The organism is Ralstonia sp. R-29, assembly GCF_049913345.1.
Classification (GTDB): Bacteria; Pseudomonadota; Gammaproteobacteria; order Burkholderiales; family Burkholderiaceae; genus Ralstonia.
Window position 1 is genome coordinate 3,537,717 of sequence record NZ_CP184377.1, and the last position, 23,459, is coordinate 3,561,175.

General features: G+C 65.6%; 18 protein-coding genes. 7 read left to right on the forward strand and 11 right to left on the reverse strand.

Features of this window, described 5'->3' with window-relative positions; genetic code table 11:
- Window positions 1-51: 51 nt before the first annotated feature.
- The 5 genes from htpX to def all read right to left on the reverse strand — a co-directional run bounded on the left by htpX (window position 52) and on the right by def (window position 5,306).
- Window positions 52-912 carry a zinc metalloprotease HtpX gene (htpX, locus tag ACN9M1_RS16675; protein ID WP_426396125.1) on the reverse strand — a complete coding sequence of 287 codons (861 nt, stop codon included), beginning with the start codon at window positions 910-912 and terminating at the stop codon, window positions 52-54.
- A 120-nt stretch (window positions 913-1,032) separates the two neighbouring features.
- Complete coding sequence (locus tag ACN9M1_RS16680; RefSeq protein ID WP_426396127.1) at window positions 1,033-1,689, reverse strand: LysE family translocator; 657 nt, start codon at window positions 1,687-1,689, stop codon at window positions 1,033-1,035.
- Window positions 1,690-1,726: 37 nt separating this feature from the next.
- On the reverse strand, window positions 1,727-2,710 hold the full coding sequence (gene fmt, locus ACN9M1_RS16685) for a methionyl-tRNA formyltransferase (protein WP_426396129.1): 984 nt from the start codon (window positions 2,708-2,710) through the stop codon (window positions 1,727-1,729).
- 48 nt (window positions 2,711-2,758) lie between these two features.
- Window positions 2,759-4,780 (reverse strand): ArnT family glycosyltransferase, encoded by a 2,022-nt coding sequence (locus tag ACN9M1_RS16690; protein WP_426396131.1) that lies wholly within the window; start codon window positions 4,778-4,780, stop codon window positions 2,759-2,761.
- A gap of 10 nt (window positions 4,781-4,790) precedes the next feature.
- Window positions 4,791-5,306, reverse strand: a complete 516-nt coding sequence (gene def, locus ACN9M1_RS16695) for a peptide deformylase (RefSeq protein ID WP_426396132.1) — start codon at window positions 5,304-5,306, stop codon at window positions 4,791-4,793.
- A gap of 252 nt (window positions 5,307-5,558) precedes the next feature.
- Between def and ACN9M1_RS16700 the strand changes: the two genes are divergently transcribed.
- The 4 genes from ACN9M1_RS16700 (at window position 5,559) to ACN9M1_RS16715 (ending at window position 11,312) form a co-directional block, all read left to right on the forward strand.
- Window positions 5,559-6,743, forward strand: a complete 1,185-nt coding sequence (locus ACN9M1_RS16700) for a LysM peptidoglycan-binding domain-containing protein (protein WP_426398885.1) — start codon at window positions 5,559-5,561, stop codon at window positions 6,741-6,743.
- A gap of 31 nt (window positions 6,744-6,774) precedes the next feature.
- Window positions 6,775-7,983 carry a DNA-processing protein DprA gene (gene dprA / locus ACN9M1_RS16705; protein WP_426396133.1) on the forward strand — a complete coding sequence of 403 codons (1,209 nt, stop codon included), beginning with the start codon at window positions 6,775-6,777 and terminating at the stop codon, window positions 7,981-7,983.
- Between the two features lie 52 nt (window positions 7,984-8,035).
- The gene (locus ACN9M1_RS16710; protein ID WP_426398886.1) at window positions 8,036-8,416 is read left to right on the forward strand and encodes a thioredoxin family protein; all 381 of its coding nucleotides are present in this window, start codon (window positions 8,036-8,038) and stop codon (window positions 8,414-8,416) included.
- Between the two features lie 253 nt (window positions 8,417-8,669).
- Window positions 8,670-11,312 carry a DNA topoisomerase III gene (locus ACN9M1_RS16715; RefSeq protein WP_426396135.1) on the forward strand — a complete coding sequence of 881 codons (2,643 nt, stop codon included), beginning with the start codon at window positions 8,670-8,672 and terminating at the stop codon, window positions 11,310-11,312.
- A gap of 83 nt (window positions 11,313-11,395) precedes the next feature.
- Here ACN9M1_RS16715 and ACN9M1_RS16720 read toward each other — a convergent pair whose 3' ends face one another.
- The gene (locus ACN9M1_RS16720; RefSeq protein ID WP_426396137.1) at window positions 11,396-12,334 is read right to left on the reverse strand and encodes a LysR family transcriptional regulator; all 939 of its coding nucleotides are present in this window, start codon (window positions 12,332-12,334) and stop codon (window positions 11,396-11,398) included.
- A gap of 452 nt (window positions 12,335-12,786) precedes the next feature.
- Between ACN9M1_RS16720 and ACN9M1_RS16725 the strand changes: the two genes are divergently transcribed.
- A complete protein-coding gene (locus ACN9M1_RS16725; RefSeq protein WP_426396139.1) occupies window positions 12,787-14,475 on the forward strand; it encodes an AMP-binding protein in 1,689 nt (562 codons plus the stop codon).
- Between the two features lie 46 nt (window positions 14,476-14,521).
- Here ACN9M1_RS16725 and rodA read toward each other — a convergent pair whose 3' ends face one another.
- The 5 genes from rodA to ACN9M1_RS16750 all read right to left on the reverse strand — a co-directional run bounded on the left by rodA (window position 14,522) and on the right by ACN9M1_RS16750 (window position 20,999).
- Window positions 14,522-15,673, reverse strand: coding sequence for a rod shape-determining protein RodA (gene rodA, locus ACN9M1_RS16730; protein ID WP_426396141.1), 1,152 nt, complete (start codon window positions 15,671-15,673; stop codon window positions 14,522-14,524).
- Between the two features lie 22 nt (window positions 15,674-15,695).
- A complete protein-coding gene (gene mrdA, locus ACN9M1_RS16735; protein ID WP_426396143.1) occupies window positions 15,696-18,119 on the reverse strand; it encodes a penicillin-binding protein 2 in 2,424 nt (807 codons plus the stop codon).
- 36 nt (window positions 18,120-18,155) lie between these two features.
- Window positions 18,156-18,668: a rod shape-determining protein MreD gene (gene mreD / locus ACN9M1_RS16740; RefSeq protein WP_426396145.1), complete on the reverse strand. Its 513-nt coding sequence runs from the start codon at window positions 18,666-18,668 to the stop codon at window positions 18,156-18,158.
- Between the two features lie 15 nt (window positions 18,669-18,683).
- Window positions 18,684-19,733: a rod shape-determining protein MreC gene (mreC, locus tag ACN9M1_RS16745; RefSeq protein WP_426396147.1), complete on the reverse strand. Its 1,050-nt coding sequence runs from the start codon at window positions 19,731-19,733 to the stop codon at window positions 18,684-18,686.
- 222 nt (window positions 19,734-19,955) lie between these two features.
- Complete coding sequence (locus ACN9M1_RS16750; protein ID WP_045785428.1) at window positions 19,956-20,999, reverse strand: rod shape-determining protein; 1,044 nt, start codon at window positions 20,997-20,999, stop codon at window positions 19,956-19,958.
- Between the two features lie 508 nt (window positions 21,000-21,507).
- Here ACN9M1_RS16750 and gatC point away from each other — a divergent pair.
- Entirely contained in the window at window positions 21,508-21,807 is a 300-nt protein-coding gene (gene gatC / locus ACN9M1_RS16755; protein WP_426396149.1) for an Asp-tRNA(Asn)/Glu-tRNA(Gln) amidotransferase subunit GatC, read from the forward strand.
- Between the two features lie 107 nt (window positions 21,808-21,914).
- On the forward strand, window positions 21,915-23,414 hold the full coding sequence (gene gatA / locus ACN9M1_RS16760; RefSeq protein ID WP_426396151.1) for an Asp-tRNA(Asn)/Glu-tRNA(Gln) amidotransferase subunit GatA: 1,500 nt from the start codon (window positions 21,915-21,917) through the stop codon (window positions 23,412-23,414).
- Window positions 23,415-23,459: the final 45 nt, after the last annotated feature.

Consider the following 23,459-nt stretch of genomic DNA (forward strand, 5'->3'; position numbering starts at 1 on the left):
GGGCTCGTGCGGACTGCGGAAGTATAAAGGAAGCGCTCCGGCGCCCCGCAGTCAGGCGGGGTATTGCCCGGTCTGCGCCATCTGCATCAGGCGTGCGATACGCTCTTCGGTGGCTGGGTGCGTGCTGAACAGGTTCGCCAGGCCACCGCCGTGCAGCGGGTTCATGATCATCATCTGCGCGGTGGCCGGGTGTGCCTCGGCGGCGGCGAACGGGATGCCGGCGGCATAGCGGTGGATCTTGTCCAGCGCCGAGGCCAGCGCCTGCGGGTCGCCGCTGATGGTGGCACCACCGCGGTCGGCTTCAAATTCACGCGCGCGGGAAATCGCCATCTGGATCATCGCTGCGGCCAGCGGGGCAAGGATCGCCACCGCAATCCCGGCGATCGGGTTGGCCGGGCGGCCTTCGCTGTCGCGCCCACCAAAGAACACCGCAAAGTTGGCCAGTGCCGAAATCGCACCGGCCATGGTGGCCGAGATGGTGGAGATCAGGATGTCGCGGTGCTGCACGTGGGCGAGTTCGTGCGCCATCACGCCGCGCAGTTCGCGCTCGCTCAGGATGTTGAGGATGCCGGTGGTGGCCGCCACGGCAGCGTGCTCCGGGTTGCGGCCGGTAGCAAAGGCGTTGGGCTGGTCCTCTTGGATGAGGTAGACGCGTGGCATCGGCAGGCCGGCGCGGCCCGCCAGCTCCTGCACCAGCCGAAAGAACTGCGGCGCGCTGGTCTCGTTGACTTCCTGCGCGTTGTACATGCGCAGGACCATCTTGTCGGAGAACCAGTACGAGAAGAAATTCATGCCCAGCGCGAACAGCAGCGCCAGCATCATCCCGCTGCGTCCGCCGATCATGCCGCCGATGACGATGAACAGCGCGGTGATCGCTGCCATCAGCATGAAGGTCTTGATCCAGTTGAACATGGGGGCGTGGCTCCTGTGGGTCTTGGGGTTGGTGAGTCTCTTAGATCGCGATAATCGCTGAAAATTCAAGCATGTTGGCGATGCTTGCGCGATATTTCGCCGCAGTTGACGCTTGAGTCCTTAGCGGGTGGTGAACGCCAGCCGCGCGCCCAGCCCAATGAAAGCGGTGCCGACCACGCGGTCCAGCGAGCGCTTGATGCCGGGTTTGCCTGCCACGCGGCGCGTTACGCTGGCCGCCGCCCACGCCACCAGGCTGTTCCACGCCGTCGACATCAGGATGAACACCGCGCCCAGCGCCAGGAACGCCGCGGCCTTGTGGCTGGAGTGCGGATCGACGAACTGCGGGAAGAACGACAGAAAGAACAGCACGACCTTCGGGTTCAGCACATTGGTGAGAAATCCCTGCATAAACAACGACTTGAGCGGCCGCGGGCGCTTGGCGATGGAGGTTTCCGCTTCGCCAACGGGCGCGTCGTCGCGCTCGGGCGGCGCGAGCAGCATGCGTCCGCCGAGGTAGATCAGATACGCCGCGCCCACCACTTTGATGACGGTGAACGCCACCGTGGATGCCGCCAGCAGCGCCGTCAGCCCGAACGCCACGGCCAGGACGTGCACGCAGCACCCGGCCGACACGCCCAACGCAGACAGCAACCCCGCCGCCCGCCCCTGCGAAACGCTGCGCCCGACGATGTATGCCGTGTCTGGCCCCGGTGTCACATTCAGCAGAAACACCGCCAACATGAAGAGCGGCAGATTGACGATGCCCAGCGTAGTCATGGCGAAGTCCTCTCTATATAGCTCGGCGGAGCGAGGGTTATGCGCGCGAGTCGAAGCGCTGGCCAGGCAGGATCGCCAGCCCTTGCAGGAACTCCCGTGCGGGCAGGCGCTTGCCGCCCGGCTTCTGCAGTTGCGTCACACGCAGCGCGCCGGCCCCGCAGGCGATGGTGACGCCGTCGGCATTGGCGGCGAGCACCGTACCGGGTTCAGCGTCGGCCGGCCGATCAGCCAGGGCTTCCGCCTGCCAGAACTTGATCGTCACGCCATCGAGCACGGCTGATGCGCCCGGGAACGGATTGAACGCATGCACCTGGCGCAGCAGCGCGGCGGACTGGCGCGACCAATCGAGCGCGGCTTCGTCCTTGGCGATCTTCTCGGCGTAGGTGACGCCATCGGCCGGCTGCGGCGTGGCGGCGAGCTGGCCGTCCTGTGCCAGCGTGGTCAGCGCATCCACCACCATGCGGCCGCCCAGCGCGGCCAGCGTGTCGTGCAGCGTGCCGGTGGTGTCGGTCAGGCCGATGGGCACGCGCTCCATGGAAATCATGTCGCCGGTATCCAGGCCGGCATCCATCTGCATGAGCGTGATGCCCGATTCGGCATCGCCGGCTTCAATGGCGCGGTGGATGGGCGCGGCGCCACGCCAGCGCGGCAGCAGCGAGGCGTGGATGTTGATGCAGCCAAAGCGCGGCAGGTCCAGCACTTCCTGCGGAAGGATCAGGCCGTAAGCAGCCACGACCATCACGTCGGGGCGTTGCGCGGCCAGCGCGTCGATGGCTTGGGCGGCTTCCTGTGGGTACTTGCCGGCGCGCCGCAGCGACGGCGGCTGCAGGATCGGGCCAAGGTCATGCGACAAGGCGTATTGCTTGACCGGGCTCGCTTGCAACTGCATGCCGCGCCCGGCCGGGCGATCCGGCTGGCTGAGCACGGCAACGATGGGAAAACCGGCCTGGTGGATCGCCGCCAGGGCGATCTGCGCGAATTCAGGCGTGCCGGCAAACGCTACACGAAGGGTGGACGTCATGGAGTGGAGAAGCAGAAAAGCGCCACGGACAAGCGTAGCGCATCGGGCTTAACGGTGGCCGCGTTGGGGGGTGTCGGTCAGCGGGACGATGGGCTCGGGTGTGGGGAGCGCCTCCGTCATGCTGCTGCCGCGCCGCTGGAACAGCGAGAAGGTTTCGTTGGTATCGCCAGGGCGGCTGCCGCGCCACACCATCTCCCAGTCCGGGCCCTTGGGGCTGCGGCGGTGTTCGGCGGATTTGTCCAGCACCAGCATCAGGTCGCAGGTGCGCGCGGCCGGGTTTGGGCGATGCGCTTCACCGGCGCCGCTGTGGCCCAGCAGCCACTTCACAGGGCGCACGCCAGTTTCGTAGTGCATCAGCGCGCGTTCGCTTTCGCCCATGCCGCGCGTGGCCACGCAGATCTGCGCGGATTGGAGCACCGGCTTGATCGCCTGGAACAGCGGGCGGTAGCTGCGTGCATCGTCCACCCACGGCATCAGCAGGGTGCCGAGCAGGCCCCACACCATGCCGAGTCCCGCCGCCCACGCCACGACGCCAGAGCGCGCGGGCCGCAGCCAGACGCAGACGGCCCACAGCATCGTGATGCCCAGGGCCGACAGCACCGCGATGGGGTGGATCAGCATGTCATAGGGCAGCGGCAGCACGCGGCCCAGCATCTTGGCCAGCCAGCCCGGCAGCAAAGCGCCGCCATCTGAGACCAGCGCGGCCCAGACGGCCCAAACCACCAGCCCAAGCACGCTGAAGAGTGCCACCGAGGCGCCCCACGCGCGTGCACGCCACGCCGGCGGCACCAGCAACAGCATCGGCGCGCCCAACAGCGCCAGGGCGGGCTGCAGCGGCATCAGATACACATCGCGCAAGACGGCGGACCGCAGCACCACGGCAGTCGTCACCAGCACGAACAGCGCCACGACCAAGTGCCCCTGATACGGCAGCAGCCACGCCAGGCGCGCACCACGTCCGCGTTGCTGCGCGAGCTTGTAGAGCGACACGCTCAGCACCGCCAGCGCCGGCCACACCGCGGGCGTACCGGTCAGGAAGATCGAGCGGATCGTCGTCGTGATCGAGCCCTTTTCGCCGCCCAGGTGCGAGAAACCAAAGAAGCGGCCCAGGTTATTGACCCAGAACCATTCGATGAACAAGTCCGGCGATTCGTGCCAGAAAATGACCGGCCAGATCAGCAGCCAAGGCAGCGCTACCAGTAGCGAGAGGCCATAGAAGCGCCACGCCTGGCGGCCGCGGAAGTCTGGCAGCAGCGCAATCGCCGCCAACAAGCTCAGGGCGAACAGCCCCGGCACGAGCACCCCTTTGCCTAGAAATGCCACGCCGATGCCGGTGCCGAACCACAGCGCCGGGCGCAGCACGTTCACGCCGCCTGCGCCGCCAGTTTCGCTCTCTTTCACAAAGCGTACGAGGCCATACAGCGCCATCGCCGTGCCTGCCAGTTGCGGCACATCGGCAATGAATTTGTGTACGTGCTCGACCAGCCCGATGCAGCCCGCAAACAGCAGCAGTGCGCCCAGGGCGTAGTCGCGCAGTGCGGCGCCGCCGGCATCCAGACCGGCTTCGCGGCGTGCGGCGAGCGTCAGGCCGGGCCGTCCACGTGCCAGATCCGCGCCAATGCGCAGGCGCCAGTCGCGCGCTTCCATGCGCAGCAGGCGCCCCGTGCGCCAGACCGCCCAGCATGTCAGTGCCATCCAGAACAACACGGCCACGCGCACGGCTTCGTGCGGCGGCATATCCGGTAGGGCCAGAGCGGCCAGCGCGCCGGTCCAGTACATCAATGGCGGCTTTTCGACGAATGGCTCGAAGGCGACGTTCGGAATGACCCAGTCGCCGCGCTCGATGATGTTGAGCACCACGCCGAACGAATACGGCTCATCCGCCTTCCACGGCGCGCGCCAGAACGCGCCCGCCACGAAGTACGCGCACAGCATCAGCACGACGACACTGCGCCAATGTTTTACCAGCAGTGCCGGCAGGCGGCGCGTGCGGGTATTCACGCTGGCGTCGGCGGGAGCGGTTGGCATCAGCAGGATGGGGCCGGCTTGCGCGTCGGCGTCGGCGGACATGGAGGGCGAGTCAACGTTGATGCGCCACGTCCCGCTGATGCTTCTTGAGCTTGGAGCGGATGCGCGTCTGCTTGAGCGGCGAGAGGTATTCGACAAACACCTTGCCCATCAGGTGGTCCATCTCGTGCTGGATGCACACGGCCAGTAGGCCGTCTGCGTCGAGTTCAAAGGTTTCGCCCTTCTCATTCAGTGCACGCACGCGCACCCGGTCCGGGCGCTCCACCTTGTCGTAGATGTCGGGCACCGACAGGCAGCCCTCGTCCCACACCTTGTGCTCATCACTTGCCCAGACAATCTCCGGGTTGATGAACACGAGCAGCGCGTCGCGCGACTCCGAGACGTCAATGGTGATCACGCGCTCATGCACGTCGACCTGCGTGGCGGCCAAGCCCACGCCCGGTGCCTCGTACATGGTCTCGGCCATGTCGGCCACCAGTTTGCGGATGCGGTCGTCCACGACAGCCACCGGTTTGGCCACTTTATGCAGTCGCGGATCAGGGTATTGCAGGATATTCAGTAGGGCCATGATGCTTGGCAACAACGGTTGCGGAAGGCCACGCCAAGGAGGGGTTGCCTTCAATTGCGGTCGTTTGGAATGTCATGCAGAATCGGGGGCGCTATCCGCCACATGGCTTAGGACAAAGCCTGACGAATGTTTGATGCCTTACCCCTCCCGCTACGACGCAGAACGCGTCGCGGCAGCGGCGGCCAGGCGTCGGACAGGCACGCGGACCACTCGCCGATTCTTCAAAGAATAATGCGCCATCGTAACACACCGATGCTCTTCAAGTTCGCCACGCAATCTGCCACGAAAGCGCGCCAGCCTTACGTTTGCGCCCTGTCGGCAGTTGCCGCGGCAGCGCTGTTCTGTGCGGGCGCCGCACACGCCGCCGAGCGGACTGTGTCTCCGGAACAACAGGCGCAGGCAAGCGCGGCTGCGCAGGCGGGGATCCCCGAGTCGGAGCTCGCTGCCAGCGCGCCCGCCCAATACACCGTGCGCCGTGGCGACACGCTGTGGGCGATCTCCGGCAAGTACCTCAAGCGGCCGTACCGCTGGCCCGAGCTGTGGGGCATGAACCGCGAGCAGATCCGCAACCCGCACCTGATCTATCCGGGGCAGATTCTGTATCTACACCACGCGAACGGCCGCGCCTGGCTGTCGAGTTCGCCGGCTTCGGCGGACGGCAGCACGGTGCGCTTATCGCCGCATACCCGTGTGGCAGGGCAGGATGGCGACGCCATCTCCAGCATCCCCGCCGCCGCGATCGAGCCCTTCCTCACGCAGCCCATCGTCGTCGATGAGAAAACGCTGGCCACCCCGGCGCGTATCTTCGAGTTGCCCGAGAGCCGCGTTTATCTGGGCAAGGGCGAAACCGCCTACGCACGTGGCTTGCCGGGTGATGACAGCGGCGCGCCAGGTGCCGAGTGGCAAGCCTATCGTCCGGTCAAACCGCTGAAGGACCCGGTCACCGGCCGCGTGCTGGGCTACGAAGCGGACTTCCTCGGCACGCTGCGCGTGGTGCGCGCTGCCACGGGCCCGCAAGCTGTGACCAAAATGGAGGTGCTCTCCTCCAAGGAAGAGATGGGCGTCGGCACGCAACTGATGCCGTTGCCGCCGCGCGTGCCGGTGCGTTATGTGCCACACGCGCCGGAAGGCAACATGCACGGCGTGGTCGCCAAGGTAACGGGCGGCGTGCGCTTTGGCGGTGCTGATCAGGTGGTCGTACTGAACATCGGCAGCCAACAGGGGCTGGAGCCGGGGCATGTGCTGGCGCTTTCGCGTGCGGGCGGCGTGGTCAAGGACCCGACTGCCGGCAACGAGCGCGTGCAATTGCCGGAAGAACGCTATGGCCTGGCGTTCGTGTTCCGCGTGTTCCCGCACGTGGCCTATGCGCTGGTGACGGACGCCTCGAACACCGTGGAAGTTGGCGATGCCGTCAACAACCCCATGACGCAACCCTGATCGCCCAGATCGTTCATCCTGCAGTCCTGATTTGACCGATGCTTCACAGGTCGCGGCGCACGCCGCGACCGATTCCGCCGATTCCCTCTCTTGCACGCGCGATCCGGCCGAGCTGGCCGCGTGGCTGCGTCTGACTGAAACCCCAGGTGTTGGCCCGGTGGCCGCGCGGCAGTTGCTGGCGGCCTTCGGGTTACCGCAAGACATCTTTGCCCAGCCGTATGCGGCGCTCGCCAAGGTGCTGCCCGAGCGGCAGGCGCGTGCGCTGCTTGCTGAGCCCGACGAGACGCTGGTCGACCTCATCGCCCGCACTGTGGCGTGGGTGAACGAACCCGGCAATGCCATCTTCACGCTGGCTGATCGCGGTTATCCACCCCGGCTGCTCGAACTGCCGGATCCGCCGACGCTGCTCTACGTGAAGGGCGATGCGTCGTTGCTGCGGGCTGCGGCAGTGGGTGTGGTGGGCGCGCGCAGCGCTACGGCGGCCGGTATCGACAATGCGCGGGCGTTTGCACAGGCCCTGTCCGCCGCCAGCGTGACGGTGGTTTCTGGTCTGGCGCTTGGCATCGATGCGGCCGCACACGAGGGCGGCTTGGCCGGGCCGGGCAACACCATCGCTGTCGTCGGCACGGGGCTCGATATTGTTTACCCTGCACGCAACCGCGCGTTGGCGCATCGCATTGCCGAAGCCGGCGTCATCATCTCCGAATACCCGCTGGGCATGGGGGCGCGTGCGGAGAACTTCCCGCGCCGCAATCGACTGATTTCTGGGCTTGCGCGCGGGCTGCTAGTGGTGGAAGCGGCGGCGCAATCCGGTTCGCTCATCACTGCGCGGCTGGCCGCCGAGCAAGGGCGCGATGTGTTTGCGATTCCGGGGTCGATCCATTCGCCGCTGGCCAAGGGCTGCCACCTGCTGATCAAGCAGGGCGCCAAGCTGGTGGAAACCGCGGCCGATATCCTTGACGAGCTGGGCTGGGGGCGTGCAGCCACGCCGGCTAAACGTGCCGCGCGCGTTGCGCCAGCCGGGGCGCCATCCGCAGCTTCTGCACCAGTCCCTCGTTCCGTGCCGAGTGCCGCTGAAACCACGTTGCTGGATGCGCTCGGCTTCGACCCCGTCGATCTGGACACCTTGTGCGAGCGCACCGGCCAGGCAGCCGCCGCGCTCTCAGCCCAGCTTCTGGCGCTGGAGCTGGACGGCCGTATCGAGCGACAGCCCGGCGGACGCTTCCTGCGGCTTCCGTGAAAGCGTGCCTACAATAGGCGCGACCTATCCGTCGCCTATGCCCGCTTCACTCATGCCGCTGCTTTCTCCTGATACCGACGCTGTCACGCTGCATGCGCGCATGCGCGACGGTCAACTGCTGGTGGCATGCTTGTGCGCCGAGTGGTGCGGCACCTGCCGCAGCTACCGCGCGACATTCACCGAACTGGCGGCGCGGCATCCGGAATGCTGCTTCGTGTGGGTGGACGTGGAAGACCATGCAGACGCCCTGGGCGATTTCGATGTCGAAAATTTCCCGACCCTGCTGGTGCAACGCGGGAGCGATGTGTTGTTTTTCGGCCCGGTCTTGCCGCATGCGGGCATTGTTGAGGGATTGCTTTCACGTGACTTGCACGACGCTGGGCCCGTAACGGCGGCGCCAGACTTGCGAAGCTGGCTGTTGGAATTGGCGTGATGGCGGGCCTTGACAGCGCCGTGCGATGCATGCGCCACTCTATTGCGCCTGAAAAGGAACCGCGCTTATGATTGGCGGCCAAATTTGGGGCAGGCGCGTTGCACGACCGCTTCGGCGCGTGTTTTGAATAGCGTCCGCGGGACTTGAAGTCGGCGGGCGTTGCCATAAGACTCTACAAAAACCGCGCGAATGGTCGCTATAGAAAGCGACTTCTTCTTTACCTGATTACTTGCGATCGCCAGGATCCGCTCACATGTCCAAGGCCCTCATCATTGCCGAAAAACCGTCGGTCGCCGCTGATATCGCGCGCGCGCTGGGTGGCTTCACCAAGCACGACGAGTACTTTGAGAGCGACGACTACGTCCTCTCCTCGGCGGTTGGCCACCTGGTCGAAATCGCTGCCCCCGATGAATACGAGGTCAAGCGCGGCAAATGGAGCTTCGCCCATCTGCCGGTGATCCCGCCGCACTTTGACTTGCGCCCGATCGCCAAGTCGGAATCGCGCCTGAAGGTGCTCACGCGCCTGATCAAACGCAAGGACGTGACCAGCCTGATCAACGCATGTGACGCGGGGCGCGAAGGTGAATTGATCTTCCGCCTGATCGCGCAACACGCGAACACCAAGCTGCCGATCCAGCGCCTGTGGCTGCAGTCGATGACGCCGCAGTCCATCCGCGATGGCTTCGGCAAGCTGCGCAGCGACAAAGACATGATGCCGCTGGCCGACGCCGCCCGCTGCCGTTCCGAGGCCGACTGGCTGGTCGGCATCAACGGTACGCGCGCCATGACCGCCTTCAACAGCAAGGGCGGCGGCTTCTTCCTGACCACCGTGGGCCGCGTGCAGACGCCGACGCTGTCGATCGTGGTCGAGCGCGAAGAGAAGATCAAACGCTTCGTGCCGCGCGATTACTGGGAAGTGCGCGCTGAGTTCATCGCCGCCGCGGGCCTGTACGAAGGCCGCTGGTTCGACCCCAAGTTCAAGAAAGACGAGTTCGACCCCGAACGACGCGACTCGCGCCTGTGGAGCGAGGCCGAGGCCAAGAGCATCGTCGCCGCGTGCCGTGAAAAGCCGGGCGTCGTCACCGAAGAGTCGAAGCCGTCGACGCAGATGTCGCCGGCGCTGTTCGACCTGACCAGCCTGCAGCGCGAAGCCAACGGCCGCTTCGGCTTCTCGGCCAAGAACACGCTGGGTCTGGCGCAGGCGCTGTATGAAAAGCACAAGGTGCTGACCTACCCGCGTACCGATTCGCGCGCGCTGCCCGAAGACTACATGGGCACGGTCAAGCAGACGCTGGACATGTTGGGCGAGAGTTCGCCTAATTATCTGACGCACGCGAAGAAGATCCTCGCCAACCAGTGGGTCAAGCCGAACAAGCGGATCTTCGACAACAGCAAGATCAGCGATCACTTCGCCATCATCCCGACGCTGCAGGCGCCGAAGAACCTGTCGGAGCCCGAGCAGAAGCTGTACGACCTGGTGGTGCGCCGCTTCTTGGCGGTGTTCTTCCCGGCGGCGGAATACCAGGTCACCACGCGCGTGACCGAGGTGGCCGGCCATCACTTCAAGACTGAAGGCAAGGTGCTGGTGAACCCGGGCTGGCTGGTCGTGTACGGCCGTGAAGCGCAGGGTGAGGATGCCAACCTCGTACCGGTCGCCAAGGACGAAAAGGTCAAGACCGACAAGGTCGAGCCGGTGGGCCTGACCACCAAGCCGCCCGCACGCTACAACGAAGCGACGCTGCTCTCGGCCATGGAAGGCGCCGGCAAGCTGGTCGACGACGATGCGCTGCGCGAAGCCATGGCCGGCAAGGGCCTGGGCACGCCAGCCACGCGCGCGGCCATCATCGAAGGGCTGCTGACGGAAAAGTACCTCGTGCGCGAAGGCCGCGAGCTGATTCCGACCGCCAAGGCCTTCCAGCTGATGACGCTGCTGCGTGGCCTGGGCGTGGAAGAGCTGACGCAGGCCGAGCTGACCGGTGGCTGGGAGCACAAGCTCTCCCTCATCGAGCGCGGCCAGTTGGAGCGCGACGAGTTCATGCGCGAGATCGCGCAGATGACGCAACAGATCGTCAAGCGTGCCAAGGAATACGACAGCGACACCATCCCCGGCGACTACGCGACGCTGGCCACGCCGTGCCCGCAATGTGGTCACGTGGTCAAGGAGAACTACCGCCGCTTCGCGTGCAGCCACTGCGATTTCTCGATCAGCAAGATCCCGGGCGGCCGCCAGTTCGAGCTGGACGAGGTGGAAGAGCTGCTGATCAACAAGACGATCGGCCCGCTGCAGGGCTTCCGCAGCAAGATGGGCCGGCCGTTCGCGGCCATTCTCAAGCTGGCGCAGGAAGACGGCCACTGGAAGATGGAATTCGACTTCGGCCAGAACGATGAAGACGATGGTGAACCGGTCGATTTCTCTGGCCAGGAAAGCGTCGGCCACTGCCCGAAGTGCAATGGCAACGTCTACGAACACGGCTTGAAGTACGTGTGCGAGAACGCCGTGGCGCAGCCCAAGACCTGCGACTTCACCACCGGCAAGATCATCCTGCAGCAGGAGATCAGCCGCGAGCAGTTGGGCAAGCTGCTGACCGAGGGCAAGACGGATCTGCTGACCGGCTTCAAGTCCGCACGCACGGGCCGCAATTTCAAGGCGTTTTTGGTGAAGCAGCCGGACGGCAAGATCGGCTTCGAATTCGAGCCGCGCGGTGAGGGCAAGGGTAAGCCCGGCGCCAAGACTGCAGCGAAGAAGACGACGGCCGCGGCAAAGACGCCTGCCGCCAAGAAGGCGCCGGCCAAGACGGCGGCTAAAACGGCCACGAAGACTGCGGCCAAGAAAGCCCCGGCACGCAAGAAGGCCGCCGAAGCCGAGACCGACGAGGAAAGCACCAGCGAAACCTGATCACGGTTTCGCCGTCAGCAACGCAAACGGGAGGACACTGTCCTCCCGTTTTGTTTTGGCGTTGCGGTATCGGTGATCGCGGCTTACGCGGCTTCGCTCAGGCCTCGGCCGGCGCGGGCCTCGCTTTGCTTCACTTCCATCGCCTGGGCCAGCATGTAGTCGATGAACGTGCGCACTTTCGTCGGCAGAAACTTGCGGCTCGGATACACCAGCGACAGCGACCGGTGCGGCAACTTGTAGTTAGGCAGCACGCGCACGAGGCGCCCCGATTCCAGATCCGGCCGCGCCATGTATGACGACAGAATCGCGATGCCCATGTCAGCCAGTACCGCACGGTGCATCAGTTCCGCATTGCTGGTGACGAGAGACGGCTGCACCGGCACGGCGATCGACTGGCCATCGGGCGTCGACATTTCCCATTCATGACGCAGTTGCGGGTGCCACATGGCAATCACGCGGTGCTCGGCGATGTCTTCGGCGCGCTGCGGCGTGGAGTGCTGGCGCAGGTAGGCCGGCGTGGCGGCCATGATCATCTCGGCCGAGATCATGCGGCGCGCCACCAGGTGTGAGCCGAGGCCCAGTTCCGACACCATGATGCCGACGTCGCGGCCGTCTTCGACGATGTCGATCGGGCGATCGGACAGCGCCACGTCAAACGTCACCTCGGGGTAGAGCTGCTGGAAACGCGCCAGCAGCATGGGCAGCACGTGCAGCCCGAACATCACCGGCGCGACGATGCGCAAGCCCCCCACCAGCGCCTGGCTGCGCGAGGTGGCCAGCGATTCCGCCTCATCGATGTCGAGCAGGATCTGCGCGCAGCGCTGCAGGTAGGTTTCGCCCACGTCCGTCAGCGACAGGCTGCGCGTGGTGCGGTTGAGCAGGCGCGTGCCGAGATGCGCCTCCAGATCGGCCACATAGCGCGTGACCACGGCATTGCTCATCGACAGATGCTGCGCCGCCCGGGCGAAGCTGCCCAGCTCCACCACCTTGGAAAACACCCGCATCGACTGCAAACGATCCATTCCAGCCTCTCACATGATTTGTTGTCGAAAATAGAACAAATCTGCGGACACGGCAAATATTTAATGGTGGTCTAAGCAACGTACTGTGTCGCTGTTGTGACCGGATGTGAGTACATGCTTATCTAATGAGGTGCTTAAAATCGACACTTTTTGAGCTTTGTCAGCGCAAGGGGGCATCCGACTTCTCACCGATTGACGCAGCAGCGGATTTGCGCCGAGACTCTATACCGACCGGTAGATTTTCGTGGATTCCATCTTGCGTGAGGTCATGTTCTGCTTTGATTTCGGGTGGAACACGGTTTTGCGCAAATCGATGCGGCGGTCGCAGCGGACCCCCGCCATACTCAAACGATGGATGCCACGAAACCCGACCCGCATGAGCGCCCCGGCACGAGGGCTGCCATCACGGCCAAGGCGTCGCCCTGCGATGCCGACCGCCCAGGAGACACCATATGACCGTCCAGAACCGAGACCCGGTCCATTACTTGGCGGGCGAAATGCCGTTGCATCGGTATTGCGCCCTCCATGCGCAGCAGACGCCCGAGCGGATCGCCCTGCTGTGGTACGGCCGCACGATCTGCTGGCGCGAGTTGGATCAGCTCTCGACGCGTCTGGCGGTGCAGTTGCGGCGTCTGGGCGTGACGCGCGGCGATCGCGTGGCGCTGTTTCTGCACAACTGCCCGCAGGCCATCCTGGCGCATCTGGCCACGGCCAAGTTGGGTGGCATCGTTGTGCCGTGCGGGCCGCTGTCGCGGCAACATGAACTGCGCGACCAACTGGCCGATTGCGGTGCGAAAGTGCTGGTGGCCGCCGCGGACCTCATGCCGATCGTCGAGGCCGCGCGGCCCGGCACCGCCGTCACCAACGTGATCACCACGCGCTATGCCGATCTTCAACCCGCACAGCCGGCGTGCCGCAAGGCGCTGGCCGTGCCGCCGGAGTTGATTGCCGCCGATGCCTCGTCGGCGCCGCTGCCCAAGAACAAGCCGGGGGCCCCGCAGCGCGATCTGATGCAACTGCTGGCCGAGCCCGTGGACGTGGCCGAGCGCGATGCCGTGACCGCCATCCCCGTCGACCTCGACGAGGTGGCGCTGATGGTTTACACATCGGGCACCACCGGCCGCGCAAAGGGCGCCATGCTGACGCACCGCAACGCGCTGTACAAGACCGCCGTAACGGTGCAGGTGAGCGGCATCCAGGCGTCGGATGTGATGCTGGCGGTGGCGCCGCTGTCGCACATCGCCGGCATGCTGATGGGCATGAACGTGATGTTGTACGCCGGCGCGCCCACCATCCTGCTCTACCGTTTTGACCCGCTGGCGGTGCTGCAGGCCATCGACCGCTATCGCGTTACGCGCTGGTACAGCATGACGCCGATGAACCTAGCGGTGATGGCCCACCCTGACGCCGCGCAGTACCGCATGGAATCGCTCGTCGCCAACCCGTGCACCAGCTTTGGCGTGACGTTGACCGAGGCGATTGCTGAGCAATGGCGCGCCTTTGCCGGCCCGCAATGCCGCATCTACGAAGCGGCCTACGGTCTGTCGGAGACGCATACCTGTGACGCGATCACCCCTGCTGACGCACCGCGCTGGGGTTGGCACGGCAAGATCGTGCCGCAGACCGAGGTCCGCATCGTGGACCTGCATACCGGCGCGGAACTGCCGCCGGGCCAGTCCGGCGAAATCACGATCCGCAGCCCCGGCGTCTTCCGCGGCTACTGGCAGCGCGACGACGCTACGCGCGCGGCCATCCACAACGGCTTTCTGCGCACTGGCGACATCGGCCAGGTGTCGCCCGACGGCTACCTGCAATGGCAGGGCCGCATCAAAGAGATGATCAAGGTGTCCGGCTACAGCGTGTTTCCCGAAGACGTGGAGGCGCTGCTGTCGCGCCACCCCGGCATCCGCCAGGTGGCCGTCACGCCCATTCCCGATCCGGACAAGGGTGAAGTCGTCTGCGCGCACGTGGTGCCGATGAGCGGCGTGACGCTCTCGGAAGCGGAGCTGATTGCCTGGTCGCGCGACAACATGGCGCCCTACAAGGTGCCGAGGCGCGTGAAGTTTCACGATGCGCTGCCCGCCACCGCCACGGGCAAGGTCCTCAGGCGGCTGCTGCGCGAAGAGGCGCTCGCCGCCTGAAAATAAAACGGCCGCCCAGTTCTGGCGGCCGCTTTGTTGTATGTGGCTAGGTCTGCACGAAGCGCTTCTGTCGGGCAATGCTCATCAGAATCCCGATGCCCATGCCCAGCGTGACCAGCGCCGTCCCCCCGTAACTGATCAGCGGCAAGGGCACCCCCACCACTGGCAGAATCCCGCTGACCATGCCCATGTTGACGAAGGCATAGGTGAAGAAGATCAGAGTGATCGAGCCGGCCAGCAAGCGCCCGAACAGCGTGCCCGCATTGGCCGCGATAAACAGCCCGCGCAGGATCAGCAGCAGATACAGGAACAGCAGGATGCCGTTGCCCACCAGCCCGAACTCTTCTGAGTACACCGCGAAGATGAAGTCGGTGTGCTTCTCGGGGATGAACTCCAGGTGGGTTTGTGTGCCCTTGAGCCAGCCCTTGCCCGTGACCCCGCCCGAGCCGATGGCGATGATCGATTGGATGGTGTGGAAGCCCTTGCCCAGCGGGTCGGTGGTCGGGTCCAGCAGCGTGCACACGCGGTGCTGCTGGTAATCGTGCAGGATCGGCCAGTTCACGCCCGGCGCGCAGATGCGCGATTCGAACGACACCACCAGCGTGATCGCCGTCACCGCAATCACCAGCACCGGCACGATCAGCCGCCACGACAGGCCGGCAAAGTAGATCACGTAGATGCCGGCAGCGAGCACCAGCAATGCCGTGCCCAGGTCCGGCTGCTTGGCGATCAGGCCGACGGGAATCAGCAACAGCAGGGCCGCGGCCAGATAGTCGTACCAGTGGATCACACCCTCGCGCTTCTGGAAGTACCACGCCAGCATGAGCGGCATGGCGATCTTCATGATCTCCGACGGCTGCACCACCACGCCGATGTTCAGCCAGCGCCGCGCGCCCTTGCGGATCAGCCCGAACATCGCCACGCCAATCAGTAGCGCCACGCCCACGGTATAGAGCGGCACGGCAAAGCGCATCAGCGTCTGCTGCGGCAGGTTGGCGATGATCCACATCAGCACGAACGACAGCAGGATGTTGCGGACTTGGTCTTCCACCCGGCCCGGCATGTCGATGGCGGCCGAGTACAGCGCGACCAGCCCCGTGCCCAGCAGCAGAAAGACGATCAGCGCCAACGGCCCGTCAAAGCCGGTGAATAGCGACTTGATGACGTTGAAGATGCGGCGCTTGTCCAGTTTGTTCATGGGGGGTCTCCAAGCGCGTGAATCAGGGCGTGGCCGGCGCCGGCTTGGGCGTCGGCTTCTGCGCAGGCTTTGGTGCGGGTTTGTTGCCCGGCTTGGCCTCTTTCGCGCCCTTGGGCGTGGTGGCCGGCGCCGACGTCGGCGCGGCGGCGTTGCCACGTCCACGCGGCGGCAGTTCGGGGGCGGGTTGCGCGTGCGACAACGCCTGCAGCACCTGGGCATCCAGTGTGGCCGGGGCGACGGCTTCGGCGCTGGTGCCTGCCTCACGCAAGGCGGGCGCGACCAAGTCCGGTGACATGGCCGGTGCGGCACGCGGTGCGCTGGCCGTAGTCGACGATGCAGCGGGCGCCGAAGCGGTTGTCGCGCCACTCGGGGTGGACGCCGTCACTGTCGAAGCCGCCGCCACATCCGACGCTGCCTGTGCCGCCGCTTCCGCCGCCGCTTGCGGGGTCGCTGTGGCGCTGGCAATGGTGGCCGTCTTGCCGGTCGAGAACACGCTCGGCGTGCTCACCGGCGGCTGTGGCTGCGGCTTGGGTGCCGTAGCGGCCAGTTCTGCGGGCCACTTGCCGGTCAGGTAGTAATCCATGACGGCACGTGCGATCGGCGCGGCCGACGCGGCGCCAAAACCAGCGTTTTCCACAATCAGCGCCAGGGCGATCTTCGGATGGTCGGCCGGGGCAAACGCCTCGAACAGCGCATGGTCACGCTTGCTTTCGGGCAGCGCGTGGTGGCTGTATTTCTCGTTCTTGCCCAGCGAGTACACCTGCGCTGTCCCCGTTTTGCCCGCCGACACATACTGCGCACCGATGAACGCCTTGGCAGCCGTACCCGCCTGGTTCACGCCTACCATCGCGTGCTTGATCACGTCGATGTTCGATTGCTTGAGCGGAATGCGGTAGCTCTCGGTCGGCACCGTCAGCGCGCGTGCCTTGGACAGCGAATCCTCCACCGCCTTCACCAGGTGGGGCTTCATCACCACGCCGTTGTTGGCGAGCGTCGACACCGCGTGCGCGAGCTGCAGGATGGTGAAGTTGTTGTAGCCCTGGCCGATGCCCAATGAGATGGTTTCGCCGTCGTACCACTTTTGCTGCTCGGGGCGCTTGTAGGCTTTGCGCTTCCAGTCGGTGGACGGCAGGATGCCGGTGCGCTCGCCTTCAATGTCGATGCCCGTGACTTGCCCGAAGCCCAGCGGCTTCATGAAATCGTGGATGGCATTGACGCCCATGTCGTTGGCGAGCTTGTAGTAGTACGTGTCGCACGACGCCACGATCGAGCGGTACATGTCGACCCAGCCGTGCCCGCCCGGCACGTCATCGCGGAAGGTGTGGTTGCCCAGCGTGAACGAGCCCGGATCGGCCATGCCCCATTGCGGCGTGCGCTTGCCCAGCTCCAGCGCGGCGAGCGCCATGAACGGCTTGTAGGTCGAACCCGGCGGATACGTGCCGCGCAGCGGACGGTTCAGCAGCGGCTTGTCGGGCGAGCCGTTCAGCTCGTTCCAGGTGGCGCTGTCGATGCCTTCGATGAACAGGTTCGGGTCGAACGTCGGCTTGGACACGAAAGCGAGGATGTCGCCCGTCTCCGGCTCGATCGCCACCAGCGCGCCGCGGCGGTTGCCGAACAACTGCTCGGCCAGGCGCTGCAGATTGATGTCGAGCGACAGGATCAGGTTGTTGCCCGGCGTCGCCTGCGAGGTGGAAAGCGTCCGGATCGGGCGGCCGCCCGCGCTCACTTCCACCTCTTCGTAGCCGGTCAGGCCATGCAGCTCGGTCTCGTAGCTCTGCTCGATGCCGACCTTGCCGATGTATTCGGTGCCGCTGTAATTGTTGGCGTCCTTGCGCGGGTCGTACGTGACATTGGGCTGGCTGTTCGCCTCGCTCATGTTGTCGATGCGGTCCAGGTCGCGCTCGGAGATGCGGCCGATGTAGCCGATCACGTGCGACGCCGATTCGCCCAGCGGGTACTGGCGGAACAACCGCGCGTGCACATCCACGCCCGGAAAGCGGAAACGCTGCGCCGAAAAGCGGGCGACTTCCTGATCGGTGAGCTGACTGCGGATCGGCAGGCTTTCAAAGCTGCGCGCATCTTCCATCAGGCGCTTGAAGCGGCGGCGGTCGCGCGGCTGGATGTCGACTACCTGCGCGAGCTGGTCGATGGTGTTGTCCAGCGTGTCCTGCAGCTTGGACGGCGTGATCTCCAGCGTGTACGCGGAGTAGTTGCGCGCCAGCACCACGCCGTTGCGGTCCATGATGATGCCGCGGTTGGGCTCGATGGGCGCCACCGAGATGCGGTTGTCTTCCGCCTTGGCCGAGTACTGCTCGTGCTTGACCTGCTGCAGCCAGAAGAAGCGCGCCAACAGCAGCCCGAAGCAGACCACCACGAACAGCGCAGCCGCCGCCAGCCGCAGGCGAAAGCGCGACAGCTCCTGTTCGACGTTGCGGATTTCAGTCATGCAGAACGACTCAGACGGCGCATCGGATTAGGCGCCTTAAATCGGCCGGGTTTCGTCGACGCTTTCCGGGCGCCGTTGCGGCGCAAGCAGGATCGCGTTGGCGAACGGCCACAGGGCAGCTTCGATCAGCGGCGGCAGGATGACCTGCCAATCCGGCAGGTGCGCACCCATCAGCAGACGGATGACGATCGGCACGGCATGTGCGAGCACCAGCAGCGGCAGCACGTGCAGCGCCTGTGACAGCACCGAGAACCACAGCACGCGCCGGTGGATCGTGATCGCAAAGTACGACAGCAGCGTGTAGGCCATCGCGTGCTCGCCCAGCAGGCGTGCCTCGTGCACGTCCATCAGCAGGCCCAGCAGGAAGGCCACCACCATGCCCACGCGGCGCGGCTGGTGGATATTCCAGAACACCAGCACCAGCGCCACCAGATCGGGAATCCACTGCATGTGGCCCCACGGCATCAGGTTGAACAGGAACGCCAGCACAAAGCTGAGGGCGATGAAGCCCGGGTTGACCGGGCGCAGCAGGTATTGGGGCGAGTTCATGATCGATGGCCTCGCTTAGCGTTTGGCCGCCGGATCTGCGGTATCCAGCGGGTTGCCGTCGGCATCGGTGGGGCGCGGCGGCGTGGTGTTTTCATCGGGGGCCGGCGTGGGCGCGGGCACATTGGCTTCGGCAGCAGCGCGCGCCGCGCGTTCCTTCTCTTCGCGGGCATCACGGGCGGCGTTCTTGCCCTTGGCCACAGGCGGCGGCGCCAGATCCGTCGGCGGCGGGAAGCCCGATTCGTACTTCACGATCAGCAGATGCCGGTTGCTGCGGATGCCAGCCACCGGCTCGCAGATCACGCGCGAGAACGCGGTGTCCGCCTTGCGCTCGATCTGCGAAATGCGCGCTACCGGCAGGCCCGCCGGATAGACACCGTCCAGCCCCGAGGTCACCAGCAGGTCGCCCTGCTGCAAATCGGCCGAGGCGGCCATGAAGCGCAGATCCAGCGCACCCGGCCGGGCACCGCCAAACGCCACGCTGCGCAGGCCATTGCGCACCACTTCCACGGGGATCGCCTGATCCTTGTCCGTCAGCAGCGTGACTTGCGACTCGAACAGCGACACGCGCGTCACCTGCCCCACCACACCGCGGTCATCGATGACCGGGTAGCCGGCGCGCACGCCATCCTTGGAGCCCCGGTCGATCACGATGCGCTGGGTGTACGGGTCGCGTGCTTCGTAGAGGACTTCCGCCGGCACGGTCGGCACGGCCGCATGCTGCTTCAGATTGAGCAGCGTGCGCAGATTGCGGTTTTCGGCCTCGAGCTGCGAGGCGCGCAGCGACTGCTGCGCCTGGGCGACCGCCGATTCGCGCAGAGTGCGGTTGTCGGTGGCGAGCTTGGTGGAGGATTGCGTGTAGTCGAGTGCAGCGCGGACCGTGTCGCGCGGAATCAGCACCACGCGCTCAACGGGGTACAGCACCACCGACACAACCTGCCGGACGACGCCCAGCACCGACATGCGGGCGTCGACCACCAGCAGCATGAGCGCAAGCGCAAGCAGGGCGACCAGCCGCGCGGTGGCGGACGGGCCCTGCTTGAAGAGGGGCGGCGGGGAGTAATCCATGACCCGGACGCTTCAGGTGGACACGGCAGGCGCGCGATTGACGCGATCGGCCTGCCGGTAACAGATTGGGAGTGTCGCTGGTGCGGTGCCGAGGCCCTTGGCGGGCAGAGCACGGCGCACCGGCGCAGAACGCATCGTCAGCGGCTCGCCACAGCCGCGTATGCGGCAACGTACGCGGTAACGTGTGCGAACAACGGCAGACGGGCGTGGCGCATGGTCCCGTTATTCGTACGAGAAGATGCTGCCGAGCTTGTCCATGCGCTCCAGCGCCATGCCCGAGCCGCGCACCACGCAGGTCAGCGGATCTTCGGCCACCAGCACCGGCAGGCCGGTTTCTTCGGCCAGCAGGCGGTCCAGGTCGCGCAGCAGCGCGCCGCCGCCGGTGAGCATCATGCCGCGCTCGGCAATGTCGGCGCCTAGTTCCGGCGGGGTTTGTTCCAGCGCGATCTTCACCGACGACACGATCTGGTTCAGCGGGTCCGTCAGCGCTTCCAGGATTTCGTTGGACGACACCGTGAACGCGCGCGGAATGCCTTCCGACAGGTTGCGGCCCTTCACTTCCATCTCGCGCACTTCGGAGCCCGGGAAGGCCGAGCCGATTTCCTTCTTGATGGCTTCAGCGGTTTGCTCGCCGATCAGCATGCCGTAGTTGCGGCGGATGTAGTTGACGATGGCTTCGTCGAACTTGTCGCCACCCACGCGCACGCTGCCCTTGTAGACCATGCCGCCCAGCGAGATGATGCCCACCTCGGTGGTGCCGCCGCCAATGTCCACCACCATCGAGCCCGACGGCTCCGACACCGGCAGGCCAGCGCCAATTGCGGCGGCCATCGGCTCTTCGATCAGGTAGACCTGCGAGGCACCGGCGCCCAGCGCCGATTCACGGATGGCACGGCGCTCGACCTGGGTCGAACCGCACGGCACGCAGATGATGATGCGCGGGCTCGGACGCAGCAGCTTGCTGTCGTGCACCATCTTGATGAACTGCTTGAGCATCTGCTCGGTGACAGTGAAGTCGGCAATCACGCCGTCCTTCATCGGGCGAATGGCTTCGATATTGCCCGGCACCTTGCCCAGCATCTGCTTGGCTTCCTTGCCGACAGCCTGGATGGTCTTCTTGGCGCTCGGGCCGCCTTCCTGGCGAATGGCCACCACCGACGGCTCATCCAGGACGATGCCCTTGTCGCGGACGTAGATCAGGGTGTTGGCGGTGCCGAGGTCGATCGCGAGATCGTTGGAGAAATAGCTGCGCAGAAAGCCGAACATCGAGTTGAATCCTGTTTTCGAGTCATGGGCGGCCCAGCAGCCGGATCACGGTGCAACGGCTGCACCGATGCGCGGACCTCGCGTGGGCTTATGCCATGCGGTCCGATCCTGCTACTGCGCTCCCGGGAATGTGTCGCGGGCTCCGTGGGGATCGGCGGTGGGGTGCCGTGGCACTGGCCATCCTGCCGGTGAGCCGCCCGGAGGGGGCGGTCCCAAGGAACCTTTGATTAAGTGTCGCCAGATGCTGACGGCGCCGCAGCCGGGAGGTTCCCGGTCACTTAATCAGAGGGTCCGTGGCTGCACGAAGTCGCCTGCTGACTTAGAAATTTAGTCGGCAATCATACCTTATAATTCGTGCTTTCTGCGGGTATTCGGGGGGCATTTACCTCCAAATTTGCAGCCAATCGGCACACTCGGGGCCCACCTGCGCGTGCGTTGCGCGCAGTACCCGTCGCTTGGCCGCTCGAGCATGCTGCCCGCCCGCCGCTGCACTCACTGATCCACTCCGATGGCACTCGAACTCTCCGACGTCAAACGCATCGCCCACCTGGCCCGCATCGAAGTCTCCGACGGCGAAGCCGCGCAGACGCTCACGCAGCTCAACCAGTTCTTTTCGCTGGTCGAGCAGATGCAGGCCGTGGACACCACCGGTATCGAGCCGATGGCTCACCCGATCGAGCAAGTCCAGGTGCAGGCCCAGCGCCTGCGTGACGATGCCGTGACCGAGCCCGACCGCCGCGCCGACTACCAGCAATGCGCCCCGGCCACCGAGGCCGGCCTCTACCTCGTGCCCAAGGTGATCGAGTAACCCGCGGTAATCGCGCGAACCTGCATTAACGGCGCGCTGGCGCCAGTCTTGAGCCCACTCTATTCGACGTCGCCGGCCGCTGCCGGCAGCCTATCCGAACGTATTCGATGACCGCATCCACGATCAAAGCCCTGTCCGCCCAGCTCGCCGCCCGTGAGGTTTCGGCGGTGGAACTGGCGCGCCATTACCTGTCGCGCATCGAGGCCGGCGCGCACCTCAACGCCTTCACGCATGTCGATGCCGAAGCAACGCTTGCCCAGGCGCAGGCTGCCGACGCGCGCATCGCGGCCGGCAACGCGGGGCCGCTTGCCGGCGTGCCGATCGCACACAAGGACGTGTTTGTCACGCGCGGCTGGCGCGCCACGGCGGGCTCCAAGATGCTGGGCAACTACACCAGCCCGTTCGACGCCACCGTCGTCGAGCGCCTGGGTGCCGCCGGCATGGTGACGCTGGGCAAGACGAACATGGATGAGTTCGCCATGGGCTCGTCCAACGAGAACTCGGCGTTTGGCCCAGTCAAGAACCCCTGGAACATCGAATACGTGCCGGGCGGCTCGTCGGGCGGCTCGGCGGCGGCGGTGGCGGGCGATCTGGCCCCCGCTGCAACGGGTACGGACACGGGCGGGTCGATTCGCCAGCCGGCATCGTTCTCGGGCATCACCGGGATCAAGCCGACGTACGGCCGCGTGTCGCGCTACGGCATGATCGCCTTCGCCTCGTCGCTGGACCAAGGCGGCCCGATGGCGCGCACCGCCGAGGATTGCGCGCTGCTGCTGTCTGCCATGGCCGGCTTTGACCCGCGCGATTCCACCAGCCTGGAACCGGGCCGCGGCGGCGACGTGGAAGACTTCAGCCGCCTGCTTGGGCAGCCGCTGCAAGGCGCGGATGCTGCCCGCCCCCTGGCTGGTCTGCGCATCGGTCTGCCCAAGGAGTATTTCGGAGAAGGTCTGGCCGACGATGTGCGCGCCACCGTGCGCGCGGCGCTGGCAGAACTGGAAAAGCTCGGTGCCACGCTGGTCGACATCAGCCTGCCCAAGACCGAACTGTCGATCCCGACGTACTACGTGATCGCCCCGGCCGAGGCGTCGTCCAACCTGTCGCGCTTTGATGGCGTGCGCTATGGCCACCGCGCAGCGGAATACCGCGATCTGGCGGACATGTACAAGAAGAGCCGTGCTGAAGGCTTCGGCTGGGAGGTCAAGCGCCGCATCCTGGTGGGCGCGTATGTGCTCTCGCATGGCTATTACGACGCCTACTACCTGCAGGCGCAGAAGATCCGCCGCATCATCGCGCAGGATTTCCAGAACGTCCTGGCTGGCGACAACCGCCAATGCGACGTGATCATGGGCCCGGTGGCGCCCACCGTTGCCTGGAAATTAGGTGAGAAGAGCGACGATCCGGTGCAGATGTACCTGGAAGACATCTTCACGCTGTCGACCAGCCTGGCCGGCCTGCCGGGCATGAGCGTGCCGGCCGGTTTTGGCGCAAACGGTCTGCCGGTTGGCTTGCAGATCATCGGCAACTATTTTGAAGAGGCACGCATGCTGCAGATTGCGCATGCGTTCCAGCAGGCCACCGACTGGCACACCCGCCAGCCGGCCGCCTGAGGTTCACCCGACCGAAGCACCGATGCGCCCAGCAGCCCGGCAGGA

Excerpts from the sequence above, each read along its gene's own strand:
- htpX (WP_426396125.1), bottom strand. The coding sequence starts at position 912 with ATGTTCAACTGGATCAAGACCTTCATGCTGATGGCAGCGATCACCGCG.
- ACN9M1_RS16750 (WP_045785428.1), bottom strand. The coding sequence starts at position 20,999 with ATGTTCGGCTTTCTGCGCAGCTATTTCTCCAACGATCTCGCGATCGAC.
- mrdA (WP_426396143.1), bottom strand. The coding sequence starts at position 18,119 with ATGACTGAAATCCGCAACGTCGAACAGGAGCTGTCGCGCTTTCGCCTG.
- fmt (WP_426396129.1), bottom strand. The coding sequence starts at position 2,710 with ATGACGTCCACCCTTCGTGTAGCGTTTGCCGGCACGCCTGAATTCGCG.
- def (WP_426396132.1), bottom strand. The coding sequence starts at position 5,306 with ATGGCCCTACTGAATATCCTGCAATACCCTGATCCGCGACTGCATAAA.
- ACN9M1_RS16715 (WP_426396135.1), top strand. The coding sequence starts at position 8,670 with ATGTCCAAGGCCCTCATCATTGCCGAAAAACCGTCGGTCGCCGCTGAT.
- ACN9M1_RS16680 (WP_426396127.1), bottom strand. The coding sequence starts at position 1,689 with ATGACTACGCTGGGCATCGTCAATCTGCCGCTCTTCATGTTGGCGGTG.
- mreC (WP_426396147.1), bottom strand. The coding sequence starts at position 19,733 with ATGGATTACTCCCCGCCGCCCCTCTTCAAGCAGGGCCCGTCCGCCACC.
- ACN9M1_RS16710 (WP_426398886.1), top strand. The coding sequence starts at position 8,036 with ATGCCGCTGCTTTCTCCTGATACCGACGCTGTCACGCTGCATGCGCGC.
- gatA (WP_426396151.1), top strand. The coding sequence starts at position 21,915 with ATGACCGCATCCACGATCAAAGCCCTGTCCGCCCAGCTCGCCGCCCGT.
- ACN9M1_RS16725 (WP_426396139.1), top strand. The coding sequence starts at position 12,787 with ATGACCGTCCAGAACCGAGACCCGGTCCATTACTTGGCGGGCGAAATG.
- ACN9M1_RS16700 (WP_426398885.1), top strand. The coding sequence starts at position 5,559 with ATGCTCTTCAAGTTCGCCACGCAATCTGCCACGAAAGCGCGCCAGCCT.
- gatC (WP_426396149.1), top strand. The coding sequence starts at position 21,508 with ATGGCACTCGAACTCTCCGACGTCAAACGCATCGCCCACCTGGCCCGC.
- mreD (WP_426396145.1), bottom strand. The coding sequence starts at position 18,668 with ATGAACTCGCCCCAATACCTGCTGCGCCCGGTCAACCCGGGCTTCATC.
- ACN9M1_RS16720 (WP_426396137.1), bottom strand. The coding sequence starts at position 12,334 with ATGGATCGTTTGCAGTCGATGCGGGTGTTTTCCAAGGTGGTGGAGCTG.
- rodA (WP_426396141.1), bottom strand. The coding sequence starts at position 15,673 with ATGAACAAACTGGACAAGCGCCGCATCTTCAACGTCATCAAGTCGCTA.
- ACN9M1_RS16690 (WP_426396131.1), bottom strand. The coding sequence starts at position 4,780 with ATGTCCGCCGACGCCGACGCGCAAGCCGGCCCCATCCTGCTGATGCCA.